This window comes from Blautia sp. An249 (genome assembly GCF_002159835.1).
GTDB lineage: Bacteria > Bacillota > Clostridia > Lachnospirales > Lachnospiraceae > Blautia_A > Blautia_A avistercoris.
The window spans coordinates 25,485-40,571 of the sequence record NZ_NFJL01000027.1 but is presented as its reverse complement, the minus strand read 5'-3'; the positions used below and the strand labels follow the sequence as shown (position 1 = coordinate 40,571).

The 15,087-nt window shown below is 39.3% G+C and carries 20 protein-coding genes and 1 pseudogene; all 21 read right to left on the bottom strand.

Annotated elements, in window-relative coordinates:
* Window positions 1-183: 183 nt before the first annotated feature.
* Entirely contained in the window at window positions 184-831 is a 648-nt protein-coding gene (locus B5F53_RS17815; protein WP_087226448.1) for a flavin reductase family protein, read from the bottom strand.
* A 150-nt stretch (window positions 832-981) separates the two neighbouring features.
* Entirely contained in the window at window positions 982-1,254 is a 273-nt protein-coding gene (locus tag B5F53_RS17810; protein WP_087226445.1) for a DUF2442 domain-containing protein, read from the bottom strand.
* 37 nt (window positions 1,255-1,291) lie between these two features.
* Entirely contained in the window at window positions 1,292-1,432 is a 141-nt protein-coding gene (locus B5F53_RS17805) for a DUF4160 domain-containing protein (protein ID WP_087226442.1), read from the bottom strand.
* A 59-nt stretch (window positions 1,433-1,491) separates the two neighbouring features.
* Complete coding sequence (locus B5F53_RS17800; protein WP_087226440.1) at window positions 1,492-2,070, bottom strand: cysteine hydrolase family protein; 579 nt, start codon at window positions 2,068-2,070, stop codon at window positions 1,492-1,494.
* Window positions 2,071-2,277: 207 nt separating this feature from the next.
* Window positions 2,278-2,892 carry a DUF6064 family protein gene (locus tag B5F53_RS17795; RefSeq protein WP_087226437.1) on the bottom strand — a complete coding sequence of 205 codons (615 nt, stop codon included), beginning with the start codon at window positions 2,890-2,892 and terminating at the stop codon, window positions 2,278-2,280.
* A gap of 45 nt (window positions 2,893-2,937) precedes the next feature.
* Window positions 2,938-3,264, bottom strand: a complete 327-nt coding sequence (locus B5F53_RS19715) for a hypothetical protein (protein WP_140398276.1) — start codon at window positions 3,262-3,264, stop codon at window positions 2,938-2,940.
* A 52-nt stretch (window positions 3,265-3,316) separates the two neighbouring features.
* The gene (locus tag B5F53_RS17790) at window positions 3,317-3,652 is read right to left on the bottom strand and encodes a hypothetical protein (protein WP_140398275.1); all 336 of its coding nucleotides are present in this window, start codon (window positions 3,650-3,652) and stop codon (window positions 3,317-3,319) included.
* A 77-nt stretch (window positions 3,653-3,729) separates the two neighbouring features.
* Entirely contained in the window at window positions 3,730-4,146 is a 417-nt protein-coding gene (locus tag B5F53_RS17785; RefSeq protein WP_087226431.1) for a pyridoxamine 5'-phosphate oxidase family protein, read from the bottom strand.
* Window positions 4,147-4,219: 73 nt separating this feature from the next.
* Window positions 4,220-4,843 carry a CatA-like O-acetyltransferase, family 2 gene (locus B5F53_RS17780; protein WP_087226460.1) on the bottom strand — a complete coding sequence of 208 codons (624 nt, stop codon included), beginning with the start codon at window positions 4,841-4,843 and terminating at the stop codon, window positions 4,220-4,222.
* A gap of 71 nt (window positions 4,844-4,914) precedes the next feature.
* Entirely contained in the window at window positions 4,915-5,469 is a 555-nt protein-coding gene (locus B5F53_RS17775) for a GNAT family N-acetyltransferase (protein WP_242970364.1), read from the bottom strand.
* 33 nt (window positions 5,470-5,502) lie between these two features.
* Window positions 5,503-6,132 (bottom strand): CatA-like O-acetyltransferase, encoded by a 630-nt coding sequence (locus B5F53_RS17770; protein WP_087226428.1) that lies wholly within the window; start codon window positions 6,130-6,132, stop codon window positions 5,503-5,505.
* Between the two features lie 33 nt (window positions 6,133-6,165).
* Window positions 6,166-6,498, bottom strand: a complete 333-nt coding sequence (locus B5F53_RS17765; protein ID WP_087226425.1) for a DUF3784 domain-containing protein — start codon at window positions 6,496-6,498, stop codon at window positions 6,166-6,168.
* 228 nt (window positions 6,499-6,726) lie between these two features.
* On the bottom strand, window positions 6,727-7,197 hold the full coding sequence (locus B5F53_RS17760) for a hypothetical protein (protein ID WP_087226422.1): 471 nt from the start codon (window positions 7,195-7,197) through the stop codon (window positions 6,727-6,729).
* On the bottom strand, window positions 7,194-7,646 hold the full coding sequence (locus B5F53_RS17755) for a DUF3990 domain-containing protein (protein ID WP_087226419.1): 453 nt from the start codon (window positions 7,644-7,646) through the stop codon (window positions 7,194-7,196). The genes B5F53_RS17760 and B5F53_RS17755 overlap by 4 nt, the downstream gene beginning before the upstream one ends.
* Before the next feature lie 123 nt (window positions 7,647-7,769).
* Window positions 7,770-8,138, bottom strand: coding sequence for an ACT domain-containing protein (locus B5F53_RS17750; RefSeq protein ID WP_087226454.1), 369 nt, complete (start codon window positions 8,136-8,138; stop codon window positions 7,770-7,772).
* 25 nt (window positions 8,139-8,163) lie between these two features.
* Window positions 8,164-8,832 carry a class I SAM-dependent methyltransferase gene (locus tag B5F53_RS17745; protein ID WP_087226416.1) on the bottom strand — a complete coding sequence of 223 codons (669 nt, stop codon included), beginning with the start codon at window positions 8,830-8,832 and terminating at the stop codon, window positions 8,164-8,166.
* A gap of 155 nt (window positions 8,833-8,987) precedes the next feature.
* On the bottom strand, window positions 8,988-9,467 hold the full coding sequence (gene rlmH / locus B5F53_RS17740; protein WP_087226413.1) for a 23S rRNA (pseudouridine(1915)-N(3))-methyltransferase RlmH: 480 nt from the start codon (window positions 9,465-9,467) through the stop codon (window positions 8,988-8,990).
* An 18-nt stretch (window positions 9,468-9,485) separates the two neighbouring features.
* Window positions 9,486-9,785: a Dabb family protein gene (locus B5F53_RS17735; protein WP_087226410.1), complete on the bottom strand. Its 300-nt coding sequence runs from the start codon at window positions 9,783-9,785 to the stop codon at window positions 9,486-9,488.
* A gap of 24 nt (window positions 9,786-9,809) precedes the next feature.
* Window positions 9,810-12,230 (bottom strand): FtsK/SpoIIIE family DNA translocase, encoded by a 2,421-nt coding sequence (locus B5F53_RS17730; RefSeq protein WP_087226407.1) that lies wholly within the window; start codon window positions 12,228-12,230, stop codon window positions 9,810-9,812.
* 17 nt (window positions 12,231-12,247) lie between these two features.
* Complete coding sequence (locus B5F53_RS17725) at window positions 12,248-13,123, bottom strand: undecaprenyl-diphosphate phosphatase (RefSeq protein WP_087226404.1); 876 nt, start codon at window positions 13,121-13,123, stop codon at window positions 12,248-12,250.
* A 205-nt stretch (window positions 13,124-13,328) separates the two neighbouring features.
* A pseudogene (locus B5F53_RS21025) lies at window positions 13,329-14,990 on the bottom strand (molybdopterin-dependent oxidoreductase); the annotation flags it as partial.
* Between the last annotated feature and the right edge of the window lie 97 nt (window positions 14,991-15,087).

The window sequence follows — 15,087 nt, the reverse complement described above, 5'->3', positions numbered from 1 at the left end:
GGAAGCAAAGCGTACTTCCGCAAGACTGTTGGATAAAGTGGTCTGCGGAGAATAAAATATTTCCCTTGTTTCGGCTCATAAGGGCAAAAACAAGGGAAAATACATGAGGTTGGAACATTGAATAGGCGAAAAGCCTTGAAAACAAAGGACTTTTAGAGGGTTGAATAGATAAACTAGGATTTGTCAGTCATACTTTTCAATATTTATCGTAGCAATCGCTGATTGATTAGGTTCTCCTGTTTTTAAGTCTTGTGGGGCAGGGACTAACATCATAAATCCGTCTTTTCCATATCGTTTTTTATAGCCCTGTGCGTATTCTTCCTCAACGGAAATGTGTTGTACTTGCCCGATAATCATTGAAGTAATACCTGCTCCGCTTAAATCCTGCGTTTCTTTCAAAGTACACTCCATATTTATAAAAGCCTCCTGTATCATTGGGGCATGGATGGTCTTGGCATTTATAAGCGCAAATTTCCCTACTGAAAACTCATCAGCTTCGTAGTCGTTATGGTTAATAGTATCTACCAATTTATCATAGTAACTTATTGGAAGAAAATTGATACAAAAGCACTTTTCCCTTTGGATATTTGCATAAGTATGAGTGTGACGATAAAGATTTCCCATAACAGCAAAGAAAGCTGTCTTATCGCCATGAAAACAACTCCATGCGTGGAAGCATACATTAGGCTTTCCGTTTTCTTTCCATGTGGTAATTGCAAATAAAACTGTCGGTATTCCTGCTGTCGTTTCAAAATGGGAGAATAGTTCAAATTCTTCTGGATATGAGGGTATAAAATACTGTGGGAAATCTTTTCCTATCTCTATTTTCATTATCACACCTCCCGTAAACTTCCAATTTACTGTCCTAATTGCTTTTTATTATACCACTCGTTTCTTTCTCTGTCATTGCATTTTCCTGTGCACACAAAAAGAAAGCAGACTGCATCTGTCCGCTCTCTTCCCGAACCAATTCTTATCGTATCATGCCCGCCGCCATAAATCCTTCTTACTTGTGATACGGCTCTCCATAACACATCTAAGTACAGTTTCTACGGCAATATCCCATGCCAGTGTTCCATTTAAATCCATGCATCTATCCAAGAAGATACAATATTCTTTAATTCTTTCAAACACGTCTGCTGACAAATCCTTTTCTGCATGGCAGCAAACAATCTTTTCATCATCAAAATATACATCCACACTACAATCTTCATGCGGTATCACCTGTACCACAGTTGGAAAATATTCTAACATGACAACGCCTCTTTCACATTAAAATCAAAGGATTGATTCAATTTAATGGTTTTCCGTCCTTTGCAAGTTCCCAGTTCTGCATCAATTCATCCTGATGAATCACGTACCATGCCAACACAAGTTTCAGTTGTCTTGATGGTAATGCCCCTTGTAAGACGCACGCATCATTTATATCAATTAAAGTCTTTTTCCATTAGTTTGAACATCTACACTTATATAGTACGAAACTGGAATTCTTCATTCTATCTCTGCACTTTCAACGTCATTAACAGTTATCAACGAATCTTTCTGCAAATACTTGATTGCTTTCAGCGCATATTCATGTGCTTCTTTGCTTGAACCAGCAACCGCATCAGTTACAACCTTAATATAATAGTCGTGTTGATGGGCATCTACCGCTGTGTAATGAATACAGACATCTGTCAGCCCTCCAATAAGATACAAAGTATTCACACGCAGTCCTTTTAGCAAAATTTCTAAGTCCGTTGCAAAGAATGCACTGTATCTTCTCTTAGAAATCAGGTATTCTCCCTTAATGGGATATGTCAATTTTGCATAATCTGTATATGGTGAATCCTCCATACAATGAATGGATTCTGCTCCGTCTAATTCTCGTCCAAAATCCACCATATCAGCTCTATGAACTTCCTTGATTTGAATGACAGGCAGATTGTTTGCACGAAAAACAGCTAAAACTCGTTTAGCATTACGAATACATTTCCATTCTGGTGCATCCGCATTTTCTGGTATCATTTCCTTAAAATCTTCTTGTTGTATATCTATTACAAGTAATGCGCTATTTTTGCTTATTTTCATTTTAAATTAAATCCTCCATTATGCATTCATTTTGATATTATAGAATAATGGAGATAATCAATATCTATCCATATTGATTCCAAGTGCCTCGCTCATCTCATCACCCCAAAAATATATAAATAAAGTTGTATCTGTTGGCTCAAACATCAATCATTTTCCGTCATGATAGGTTTTTGTTTCATCATAAATTTTTGAACTTCAAATCCTTCAGCGTGAATATAGGCTCGGATGACATTGTCTAATTTCATTTATTAAAAGAATAATACCATATAAACCACAAACTAAAAGGATTATATCTTCATACGCATTAAAAATAACTGATTTTATCCCCGTCAAGCCCCATACCGTTAATAGCGTAAGAAGTGCTTTATTTTTTCTCTTATACCCTGAATATATAACTATACCCAAACTAACAACAGGGCAAGGCATGATATGTGTTACCATTTGTGGATAATTATTCCCCAACATAACAGAAATCAATGGATATAATAAGTAGAGAGCCAATAGCGAAACTTGCCATAAATTAGGCTTTTCAAGTCTATCATCCCTGCTGTGATAACATTCATATAAAAACAAAATACCACACACCAAAAACAGTGGTAAAGCAAAAAATTTTTGAATAGGTTCAGTTCCATAATACGAAAAAAATGCAATTCCTATAAACAGATTTACGATTCCCAATACAAACTTAGCTGACCATTTCACTTTTTGAGTATATGATAATGCAATACCCAAAATCAAAATCATAAATAAAATAATTTGAACATTCTTAGTCTGCTGATTATAATTTCCTATTACATTCCAAAATGCCTGTGCATCCATAATTTATCTCACAACCTCTAACTTAGCGATTTCTCATCTTTTGTATCATTCAGACATTCCCTGATCTTCTTTCAGACAATCCATTTTATCTTCAAAGCGTTTCTGTAACTGCTCCACAGATACATCTTTATCTTCAAAACGAAAAACAACTGCTGTGGAAACATTATTATATGAAATTGCACACATCACACTACCGAAACACGGCTGTGTATAATAATTAACCTCCCCTGTAGAGAATCCTGTTTCCCCAGGGAATATCACTCGTGGGGTTTCAACGGCATTTAAAATCTCATGGACCATACTCGCATATTGTATAAAATCAAGATCAACTGTATTGCTTACTGTCGGCTCAATCCACACAGATTCATTCACATAATCTATATCCGCGATATATCCGTATTTCTCAGTGATCGCAGCTAATTCATCAAAGTAGCTCCGCTCTTTTTAAAAGCACTGCTAAATAATCATCCTCACAGCCAAAATGATAAATATTATCGTATAAAAGAGTATGAACAGAAAACTCAATTCCATTTTCATCACAGAACACCCCTTTGTCTGCGGTCTTATCAAAAGATTCGACAACCGAAAACTCATGCTCGGGATATGTTTCTTCCAGACACATGACGATGCGCTCATTCGTGTCCTTCCCGCTTAACGGATTATCCGAATCTACGGCATCATGCAAAAGTTTGAAAATTTCTGTGCATCCTGTCAGTAACAGGCACATCAATATTATTAAAATCGCACCAAACTTTCTCATTCTCCTCACCCTACAAACCATCTTTCTCATTCTTATAAATTTCAATTTCTCCGATTCTGTAAACTAGGAGTTAAAGGCTAAAACTCATACCTTGTCCCATGTGAAAGTATCAGCCCGTCTGTTAATTCCACGCATAAAATTATAGTATTTTCATCATCAAAATTATTATGTCCGTTGTCAATCCACTCAGAAAATACTTTTTTCAATTTCTCTGCAATCCAGTAATTTTCTTCTTTCCTGAAATATCCTAAATTGATGCTCTTTCCATGTGCTGTAAACCATTCACCAGCTATTGCAACAGTAGAGTTGCTTTCCATGTGCTTCATTTTATTTGATAGTGCATATGTAATAATATAAAATGCACCATTCTCATAATAGGCATTGACATAGCGCACAAAAGGAACTTCATTTTCTACTGTTGCTAATGCAATAATGGTATCTTTTCCAAAGCGTTCCGTCATTATTTTTTCAGCGTCTTCACTCAATTTTTTCACAAGGTCATCTCCTCTTTATCTTTATCAATACCAATTTAACAACCACATAAACTAGGATTTTGGAAAATTGATATTATTTCAAATTGTTTATTTCTGACTGCATAAGAGCCAAAAATCTTCCAGCGTGTGCGCCATCCATCTGTGTATGATGGAATTGAAATGAAATTGATAGATAAGAGCGAAAGAATTTCTTTTTGTATCTTCCCCAAATTATAAATGGGTTATTAAAAATACCGCTATTCATACCCACTGCACCATCAATTTCAGTATCTATAATTGCAGATGTGCCAATTACCATACAGTTTTCTGAAAGATCTCTATCCGTACAATTTTCCGCAACTTGCTTCGTATATTTCAGATAATCACTGTTGAATTTTTCCAATTTGCTCGTAAACAGAATGTCGCAGGAACTTACTTCTCCTTTTTTGTTTTTTACAATAGTATTCACAGCGATAGTCTCATACTGAATCAATTTATCTCCAACTGGAAGCAAATAAAATTCATCTACATCCTTTGCCGCTTTGCCAATACAATAGTCCATCAACATATTAAACTTCAGATGCTTCTTGTTACTTACCTTGACAAGATTTGTGACATCCATTGTCTTAAAGAAAGTTACCATTGGATTTGGTGCTTTCATCCAAAGCTCAAATGCTGCAGCTCGTTTCGACTTTCGTGGGTCAATCTCTTTTGCCATGTTTACCTCCATCAATTCTAAATTATCATCCTGATTTTCTTTATTATCCCATTCGTTTGAGAATTGCACCATCATTGACCTTGCCATTCGTTCTTTAACAATCTGTATTCTAATCTGGTTTTCATTCTGCCATCATGCCATTCCCAATCAAGATGCTCCACTTCTTTTATAAGTCCACATTTTACCATTACTTTTTCGGAACCAATATTTTCAGCCAAACATCCAGCTGTTACCCTATAAACATCATTTTCAGTAAAGGCATACTCTAACACTCTTTTGAATGCTTCTGTTACATATCCTTTGCTCCAAAATTTAGGATAAATAAAGTAGCCTGCGTGAACAATCTTGCCAATAGGGGTATTATCAACCACCGTATAACCGATACTGCCAACTTGTTCATGTGTCTCTTTCAATTCGATGTGAAAGAAATAAAACTTTCTATCTTCACTTATCATATCAACTAATATTTTTGCAAAGTCCGCATCTGCTTCCTCTTTTGAAAATAACTGTATATCTTGCAAATAATACATAGTTTCTTTATCACTTTTCAATCTGAAATAATCATCTATATCTGCATCATTATATTCTCTAAGTATAAGTCTGTCTGTTGTCATTGCAGGTATCATATAATCTCACCACCCAAAATTAAGATTTATCTTTTAAAATCTTGCAAGATATTTTTCCAAAGCATCAACAAACTCACCAATATGGATTCCATCAACGAATGAATGATGTGCCTGCACAGAAACAGGCATGATCCATCTGCCATCTTTTTCATAATATTTCCCCCAGTCAAACAACGGTGTAGCATTATCTTGTTTGCCAGAGTTTGTATGTGAAATATGTGTATACGTTACCCACGGCATTGGTGAACATTGAAAAACATCATTTCCAAGTGATCCGGTAAAATAAGTTTCTTGTTCATCAGCAATCTTCTTTGCCTTGATACAGTATTCTTTCATGTTGTCTATCATAGGTACATTTACAACTTTGAATAATTTTGTTTTTTTATTCAGATAAGTAAATGCTGTATCAACCTTATCGAACAAAACAATCTTACCATCTGCAAATCGATATCGGAATTCCTCTATTTGGTTTGCACATTTGCATACTGCATAAACCATAGCTAATGTAAATGAAAGATTATTTTCCTTCACATAATTCTTTAAGCCTGTAATATCCACTTCAAAAGTAACGCAAAAAGCGGGTTCTACACTGTTTCTGAAAATCATACAATGCATAGCCCTTTCCCATGTATTTTCATCTATCACCTTATATAGATTTGCCATATGTCCGCCCCCAACCACATAAACTAAGATTTGTCACTTTTTGCATATTGTGTTTCCTAAAATGATAATTACCACGACATCAACCAAAATAATACCCAGTGAAACATATATAAAAAACGCTGGTAAAATATTTTCCAACAGTTCCATAATTAAAAGAAGAATTGCTATAATGGACATTCCTATTCCCATTGTTCGGCATAGTTTTTTTTCATTATATTTTGCCTTTTCTTCTTTTGAAGCCGTATTATATCCAGCAATAAGCCAGCTCCCATGTCCAGAAATTAAAACAATGGAAAGTATAGCCAATATTATAAAAAAAATCCATACAATCCAATCTGGTCCCGTTGATAAATCTGCCACTTTCATTAAATACACCTCCACAACTTCAAATTTGTCATCTTAATTGCTTTTATTATACCATTCGTTTATTTCTCTGTCATTGTCTTTCTCGTTCCTACACAAAAAGAGAGCAGACTACCATCCGTCCGCTCACTTCCCAAATCACCTCTCATCAAATCACGCCCAACGCAAAAAACCGCATTTATTTATGATACGGCTCTTCACAACATATCCAAGCGCGGTTTTAATTCCTTTCTAAAATCCTCCGTTATTATAAGCTCTTGTAATCACATAAGAAGGCTCATAATATGCACTGCTGTTATAATTGTCGATCACTTCACATATTTCATCGTTATACACCCGTATTATGCCGTCTATATAATCTTCTGACGGCTGAAGTGTTGACATAATCAGTCTCATATACACTTTTCCCATCTGTGTCTCAGAAGGGATCTCATCTACAAGTTCTTTATCCACTTTTGTGATATCAAAGGTACCTTTTTCCAGTTTATATTCCTCAATCCATTCTGCCTCAATCTTTTTCGGATTCTCACAATGCAGTACATTGGCAAGACTGATCAATCGCTCCCATTCATCTTTCGAAATCCGATTCACAACATACCTGTTTCTCTGGTGCAGCTTTCTTGCCACCCGTTCTATCATATAGCACAGAAAATACAGATCATTTTCGGTTATTTGTTCATCCGGAAAAAACTTGTTTGTCATAATGAATAACTCCTTTCAAACTTGATTGTCTGCAATGCCCTCTCTGTGCAGAAAACAATCTGATGCGTTGGATATTTAAACTTAACTAATTCCCAAAACGCAGCTTTCGATATTCGCCCTGCCATATAATCTTCTACATAATCCCATATTGTATCATCCGCCATGGGACCTTCTACAATATCATATTCATGTCTTATTCCTCTGCGGCAGTCAACTACGAACTGAAGCCATTCTTCTGTCATTTCCTTAAAAACCTTTGTCTTCAAGCCAGGATCTGGTTTATATTCATACTTATTAACAATATGATGCTTTCGTTTTGTTATGGCCCAGCGCTTCGCTTGCTTTTCGTAAATTGTGCAGTAAAACCCGTAACCAAAATCCTTATAAAATCCATTCTCTAATATTTGAGGTTCTGTCACCACAACATTACTCCCATGATATAAAATCATATAATGCACCCTTTTCTACAAATAAAATTTGAAAAATCCTCTGACAGATATTCCATCTACTACATATTACATGTATCATAACACAAAAGTATCTCAATTTTTCAGTTTATCAAACTGGATTTATCACTCTACAATTTCATAACCCGCGTGTTTAAGAATATCCAGTGCCTTTTGATACTTTTCCTTTTTTATCAAAACATAGTCCGTATTATAAGTTGAAATTGCAAAAATCGAAATACTGTTTTTTGCCAGAATCTCTGTGATTTTAGATAGTATCCCAATCAAAGAAAAATCTAAAATTCCTTGAATACGAAAGCCTTTCCATCCATCATCTCGTTGAATAACATTTGGCGGAACATCGCTTGTAACGCATACCAAGGATTTTTCTTCATCTGTTTTTCCGATGAAGCTGTATTCCGCATTTAAGTTTACAAGTGAATAATCCTTCACTTTGCATACTGAAAAATCTTGATTGATTTTTTTTATTTCCATGATATTGTCCTCTGCAACTTCCAATTTATTTTATCCCCATTATACCTACCTGCATATTTGATAACCAGATTATTTCCCTATATCGAAATCCACAATCTGCAAGAATTTTTATATGTTCATCAATAGTAATAGGAAAATAATCTTTTCCATAACGTTGAAGATGTCTGTCTACTTCTTCTTGAGGTTTTCCTTGTGAAAGCTGATAGGCTTTCCATCTCTGAAAATACAGCGGCAAGAGAACCTCATTTTTAGGACGGAAATTTTCAAAATATATAAAAATCCCATTCTCACAGAGTGCGTTAAGGCAATTTTGGATTGCCGTTATCCGTTCTTCGTAAGATAGATAATGCAGCACCTGGATTGCTGTGACAATATCAAAGCAATCTTTTTCTTTTATATCAAGAACTGAAATATTCATAAACTCTGAGTACGGCTCCGTATGTTGCTTTTTGACCAGTTCAATCATTTTCTGAGAATTATCACAAAATACGAAACGTTTAACGGCTATATTATTAAATACCTCATCTGCCATCCGTCCTGTTCCACACCCCACATCAAGCCAACACAATGGTTTTTCCGTTTTAGCTTTAACAACAGAAATAATTTGTTTATAAAATTCATCATAATAGGGAATCGTTTTCCGGATCTTGGCATTGTATTCATGTGAATTAAAAGCAGATACATTATCGTCCATAAATACTTCTCCTCCTAATTATTTTTTATTATACCACCCGTTTCTTTCTCTGTCATTGTATTTCCCCGTGCATACAAAAAGAAAGCAGACTGCATCTGTCCGCTCTCTTCCTGAATCAATTCTTATCGTATCATACCCGGCGCCATAAATCCCTCTTACTTGTGATACGGCTCTCCGGATAAAATGCGGTATCCTCTGTAAATCTGTTCCAGAAGGATTACCCGCATTAACTGATGGGGAAAGGTCATTTTAGAAAAACTCAGAAGATAATCTGCCTTCTTCAGAATCTCTTCATCTAACCCGATAGATCCACCGATAATGAAAATAATATGGCTTGTACTCTGTATTCCAAGACGTTCTATTTTTTCTGCAAACTCTTCCGAAGACAACATTTTTCCGTCTATCGCCAGAGCAATTTTATAAGCGTCTTCCCGTAAATATTTTTGGAGTCTTTCCCCTTCTTTTTTACGGATCTGCTTTTCCAAAGCTTCACTGGCCTGATCCGGAGTTTTCTCATCTGCTGTTTCCACTATTTCCAGTCTGCAGTACCGGCTTAACCGTTTGCTGTATTCTGCAATGGCATCTTTCAGATATTTTTCCTTTATTTTCCCCACGGTTAAAATTGTAATCTTCATGGGCTCTGTAAACTTCCCTTACATTGGAAAATCCATGCAGGAACGTTTGGAAACCACTGTGTGTACATAGGTTTTTACCTTCATGTGTTCCGGATGGGTCTGGTACCCTTTCAGCGCCTCTTCAGACTCAAACGTACTGGTCAGAACCAGATCGTGAGTGCTGGACGGAAGCACATCAATATAAACCTGGCAGGAAAGCATTCCCGGAATTTTACCCATTAATCCTTCCAGTCCCTCTTTCATTTTCTTTGCTGCTTCGGTTTTCTCCTCTGCCGTCATCTCCTCCCGGAAAGACCACATTACAATATGACTTACCATTTTCCTATACCTCCTGTATTCTTTTTATTTTATCACCTCTTCAAATTCTTCCAAGGTCATAAGTACTTTTCTGGGCTTGGTTCCCTCTTCCGGTCCCACCACCTGGACTTCTGCCAGCTGATCCATAATTCTGGCCGCCCGGTTAAAACCAATTTTAAAAGCTCTCTGGAGCATTCCGATGGATGCCTTTTCTTTCTCGATTATCAGTCTTCCGGCTTCTTCAAAATACAAATCCCGTTCCTGTTCAGAGGAATCCGCCCCTGCTGCCGGAGACACGCTGGAAGTGATCTGTTCTTCGATTTTCTCATTGTATTCTACCTTCGGATGCTTCTTTGATAAAAATTCCACCACAGCGCTGACTTCTTCGTCGGATACAAAGGCTCCCTGCAGTCTGGCAGGCTTTTGATACCCCTGGGGATAGAACAGCATATCTCCCTTTCCCAGAAGTTTCTCTGCCCCGTTCATATCCAGTATCGTTCTGGAATCTACTCCGGAAGAAACAGAGAATGCGATTCTGGACGGCATATTCGCCTTAATCAGGCCGGTAATTACATTTACAGACGGACGCTGGGTAGCAATAATCAGATGAATTCCCGCAGCTCTCGCAAGCTGTGCCAGACGGCAGATTGCATCTTCTACCTCTCCCGGCGCCACCATCATTAAGTCTGCCAGCTCGTCTACAATAATTACAATCTGCGGAAGCTTCTCCGGTTTTTCTTCCGACTGGGAATCTTCCAGCGCCTCCGCTTTTTTATTGTAATCTTCCAGGTTTCTTACATTGTATTCTGCGAAAATATTATAGCGGGATGTCATCTCCGATACTGCCCAGTTTAAGGCCCCTGCCGCTTTCTTGGGATCGGTAACCACCGGGATAAACAGATGGGGAATTCCGTTATAGACACTTAACTCCACTACTTTCGGGTCGATCATAATCAGTTTCACCTCTTCCGGAGAGGCTTTATATAAAATACTCATAATCAGCGTGTTAATGCAGACGGATTTACCGGAACCGGTGGCCCCTGCAATCAGCAGATGAGGCATCTTGGCTATGTCCGCCACCACCGGCTGTCCGGCAATATCTTTTCCCGCCGCAAAAGCCAGTTTTGAAGGGCACTTTCTAAAAGCCTCTGACTGAAGCAAATCCCGCAGCATAACGGGACTGTTTTCTTCATTCGGCACTTCGATGCCAACCGCCGCCTTTCCCGGTATAGGCGCTTCGATCCGAATATCTGACGCAGCCAGATTCAGTTTTATGTCATCGGATAAATTTACGATCCGGCTGACCTTCACCCCCTGCTCCGGCTGAAGTTCATATCTGGTTACCGTTGGGCCGCAGCTTACATTTGTAATGGTCACATTCACACCGAAATTATGAAGGGTTTCCTGAAGTTTCTGAGCTGTCTTCCGCAGATGGCCGTCCGAGTCTCCGGTTTTCCCTTTCTTTCCTCTCTTTAGCAAAGAAAAAGGCGGAGTCTGATAGGGCTTTTCCTTCTTTTCTGTCCGTTTATCAATTTCTCTCTGAATGTTCTGGATGCCTGAAGCAATTTCCTCTTCAGAGGATTTGGACTGTTTCGTCCGAGCCGGAACTTCTGTATCTTCTTCCTCTTTTTCCTCCGGAACCAGAGCTTCCTCAGGATTTAAAATCAAAACACTGTCTTCTGAAGTTTCGCTTTCTTTTTCCAGTGGTTCTTCGCTTCTCTGAATCTGGAAATCCACAGGTTCCGCTGTACTTTCTGATTTCCTTCTCTCTTTTCGTGGCCGTACTGCTTTCGGCTGCTTTTCTTTCTGCTTCTGAACACGGGCCGGCCGTTTGGGTTCAGATTCTGTTTCCCTTCTCTCAAACAGCGCACCTGCTTTCTTTCCGATGCCGAAAATGATTCCATTCACAAAGCCGAAGAAGGAGCGCTGAGTGATAATAATCAGACACACGACTCCTACCAGAATAAGAATCGCATAAGCGCCTATGGTTCCGAAAGCGGCTGTTGTGGAGATACATAAAGCCCCTCCTACCAAACCGCCTCCGGTATGATAGTAAGCGGAGTTATGAAAATATTCCATCAGAGGCGTCGTCTCCATGTAACCTTCTGTCAGAAGCTGTATCAGTCCGCAGAAATTCAGAAACAGAAGAACTCCCGCCAGAATCTTTTTCTGTGCAAGACGGCTTTTTCTGTTTGCGATAAAAAAGGCGCTTCCTATTACCAGAAGCAGGGGAAACAGATAGGACATCAGGCCAAAAGCGCCAAAACAAAAAGAACTGATGGCGTCTCCCACAACGCCACCAACTCCAAAATTACTTGCCAGCAATATGACAGCAACTGCCAGTATGAACAGTAATAGAATCTCTCCTCTGAATCCGCTGGTTGCAGCTTCTTGTCTTTTTGTGCCTTTTTTTGATCTTCCTGTAGCTTTTCTTTTGCCTGTTCTGTTTTTTGCAGATGCTGCCATGTTTCTCCTCCTCAAAACTACATTACAAAATTACTGATAAGCGCAATGATTCCGATAAGAAAACAATAATATGCGAAATAACGGAATTGCTTCTTTCGTACTAAAACGAGCATTGTCTTCACACAGAAATATCCCACGACGCCTGCCACGATCATTCCCAACAGATAAGTAAATCCCAGCCCCAGACTCATGGTTTCACTTCCGAAATTTTTCAGCTCCAGAACTGCGGCGCCTAAAATTGCCGGAACAGACATAAGGAAAGAATATTTCACTGCAAACTTACGGTTTAACCCGGCCAAAAGGCAGGCGCAGATTGTCATGCCGGAACGGGATATTCCAGGGAATGTGGAAATCCCCTGACAGATACCAATCCACATGGCATTGGCATAAGTAACATCTTTGGGAATCCTATTTCCGGAATTAATGAAATCCACTACCAAAAGCAGAATCCCTGTAATTAACAGACCGATTCCGGGAAAGAGCAGAGATGAGCCCGCCTTTTCTACCAGTCCCTGGGCAACAAAGCCCAGAATTCCTGTGGGAATTGTAGAGACCAGAATCAGCATTACAAACTTCCTGTAATTATTATGTACGATTTTCCGATATGGATCATCGTCCCCTGTTTTGCGGTTATTGATAAAAATTTTAATGTTCTGGATTACATCATAGATAATCCGGACTGTCTCAATTGCCAGTTGGCGGATATCTTTCCAGAAAGCTACAAACACAGCTCCCAGCGTGCCTATATGAAGCATCACATCAAATAATATCCCTGTATCGGTATTCACTCCGAATACAAGCTTAAAAATCACCAGATGGCCGGAACTGCTGACGGGAAGAAATTCCGTCAGTCCCTGTAACAATCCCATTAATATTGCATTTAACACTGACATATGCTTATTCCTCTTCTTACGTATTCCATTTGCGATTTCTCTGTGCACACCGGCACAGGAATTAAGAGAAGTATACCATATCTTTCAAAAACGCGCAAGAATGGAAGAAAACGGAACAAAGAGGACAAGTCCTTTTCAACTTCCTATAATATAAAAATCCCTCCGGACAGGGAAATAACCTTTATCCGGAGGAATTTTTTTCTAATTAATGAGGAAGTCTCTCATCAATCATATTTGTAAGGTTGTCTGTATTCTTCAGAGGAGCTACGAAGGTTCCGTCTGCAACTGCCACCAGTTTTCTGTTTTCACAGTTCAGAACTCCGCCGTAAATTTCTCCGATATAAGAATTTCTGTATACATCCGATACACAGTTTAAGTCTTCGGAAATATCGGCTGCTTCGTCATATGGCATCTCTACTTCATATACATGAGCAAGCTCTGCTGCAACTTCCCAGTTATTGAATACCACGTCTTCATCAATTACCTGTACCACTGCCTGCAGTCTGCGCTCTGTATTGGTATAAGTTCCGTCAGCAGAAGCGAATCCGGTTCCCGGAATCACCACGTCTGCCATCTCTGCGGTCTTAGTCATATGAGTATCGCATACCATCATAAATTCCACGTCGGAAAGCAGGGAAGTATCCGGATCTTCTCCAAATACCAGAAGAGCCTTCACGCCTTCCATAGCTTCTGCTCCGGCTGTAATTCCCAGATCGATCAGACCCTGGCTGTTGTTCTTTGCTTTCAGCTGCAGGATACCGTCTCTCGGGCTTCCGATATGTCCGGAAATAACTGCCAAATCTGCCAGTAAAACAGCCGCTTCGGTTGTTACCAGATTCTGCTGGAATACAATCATTGCCTTCTTTGCACCGGCATAAAGTTCTGCAACAGCTTTTGCCTCATCGCAGACCTGTGCGCCTTCTACACTCTTTGCAAATTCTTCGTATCCTTCTGTGCCGTTTCCTTTGCCCATATCAACAAGGGCTTTTCCGACTGCTTTTAAGAATCCCAGATCATTGCCGGTGTAGATGGTTTTATAAGCGAATCCAAAGTGTTCCTGCTCATATCCCTGCGGGTTAACCAGAACAACTTTTGCGCCGTTTTTAGCAGCCTGGCTTAATTTCACTCTCATAACCTGAGAATTGTCAAATCCCACAACCAGAATCACTTCTGTGGAAAGCAGCTCGTCAATAGTATTCGGGGAAGCATTTACTCCCAGAACTTTTTCCAGTCCGCTTTCTCTGTTGTTGAAGCAGAGAACTTTTGCTCCGATGGAATCAGCCAGTTTCTTCATCACATAGGCTTCTTCATTGGTATAGCGGTCGGAAATGGCGACAGCTACTGCTTCTTTGCCGTATTTTGCTGCAACGGCTTCTGTCTTCTTAGCCGTTAAAACGAAAGCATCGTGATAATCTACTTCTTCAAACTGTCCGTCCACATTCTTGGCAACCGGATCCAACAGCTTTCCTTCTACCATAGAACAGTCGAAGCCCCATTTTCCTCTGCCGCAGAGAAGTCCTTTATTAACGGCGCCCTCTTTATCCGGCACTGCTTTAATCAGCATATCTCCGTAGGTCTCCAGATGCATGCTGCAGCCAACGGAACAATGAGAACAGATAGTATCGGCGGAACTGGTTTCCAACGGAACTGGTTTCTCAATGGAAAGACGTTCCTGAAGAGCTCCGGTCGGGCAGCAGCTTACACACTGTCCGCAGGAAATACATCCTGTTTCTGCCAGAGGCATTTCCAGAGCCGGTTTTACAACCGTGTCAAATCCACGTTTTACAAGGCCCAGAGCGCCTACACCCATAACTTCATCGCAGACACGTACGCAGGTATCACAGAGGATACATTTGTTGGGATCTCTGAGAATGAATGGATGTTCATCGTCATAATCCACCAGATTTACATCTCCGGCGAAGCGATCCGGTTCTACATTGTACTGGTTTGCATAATGAATCAGT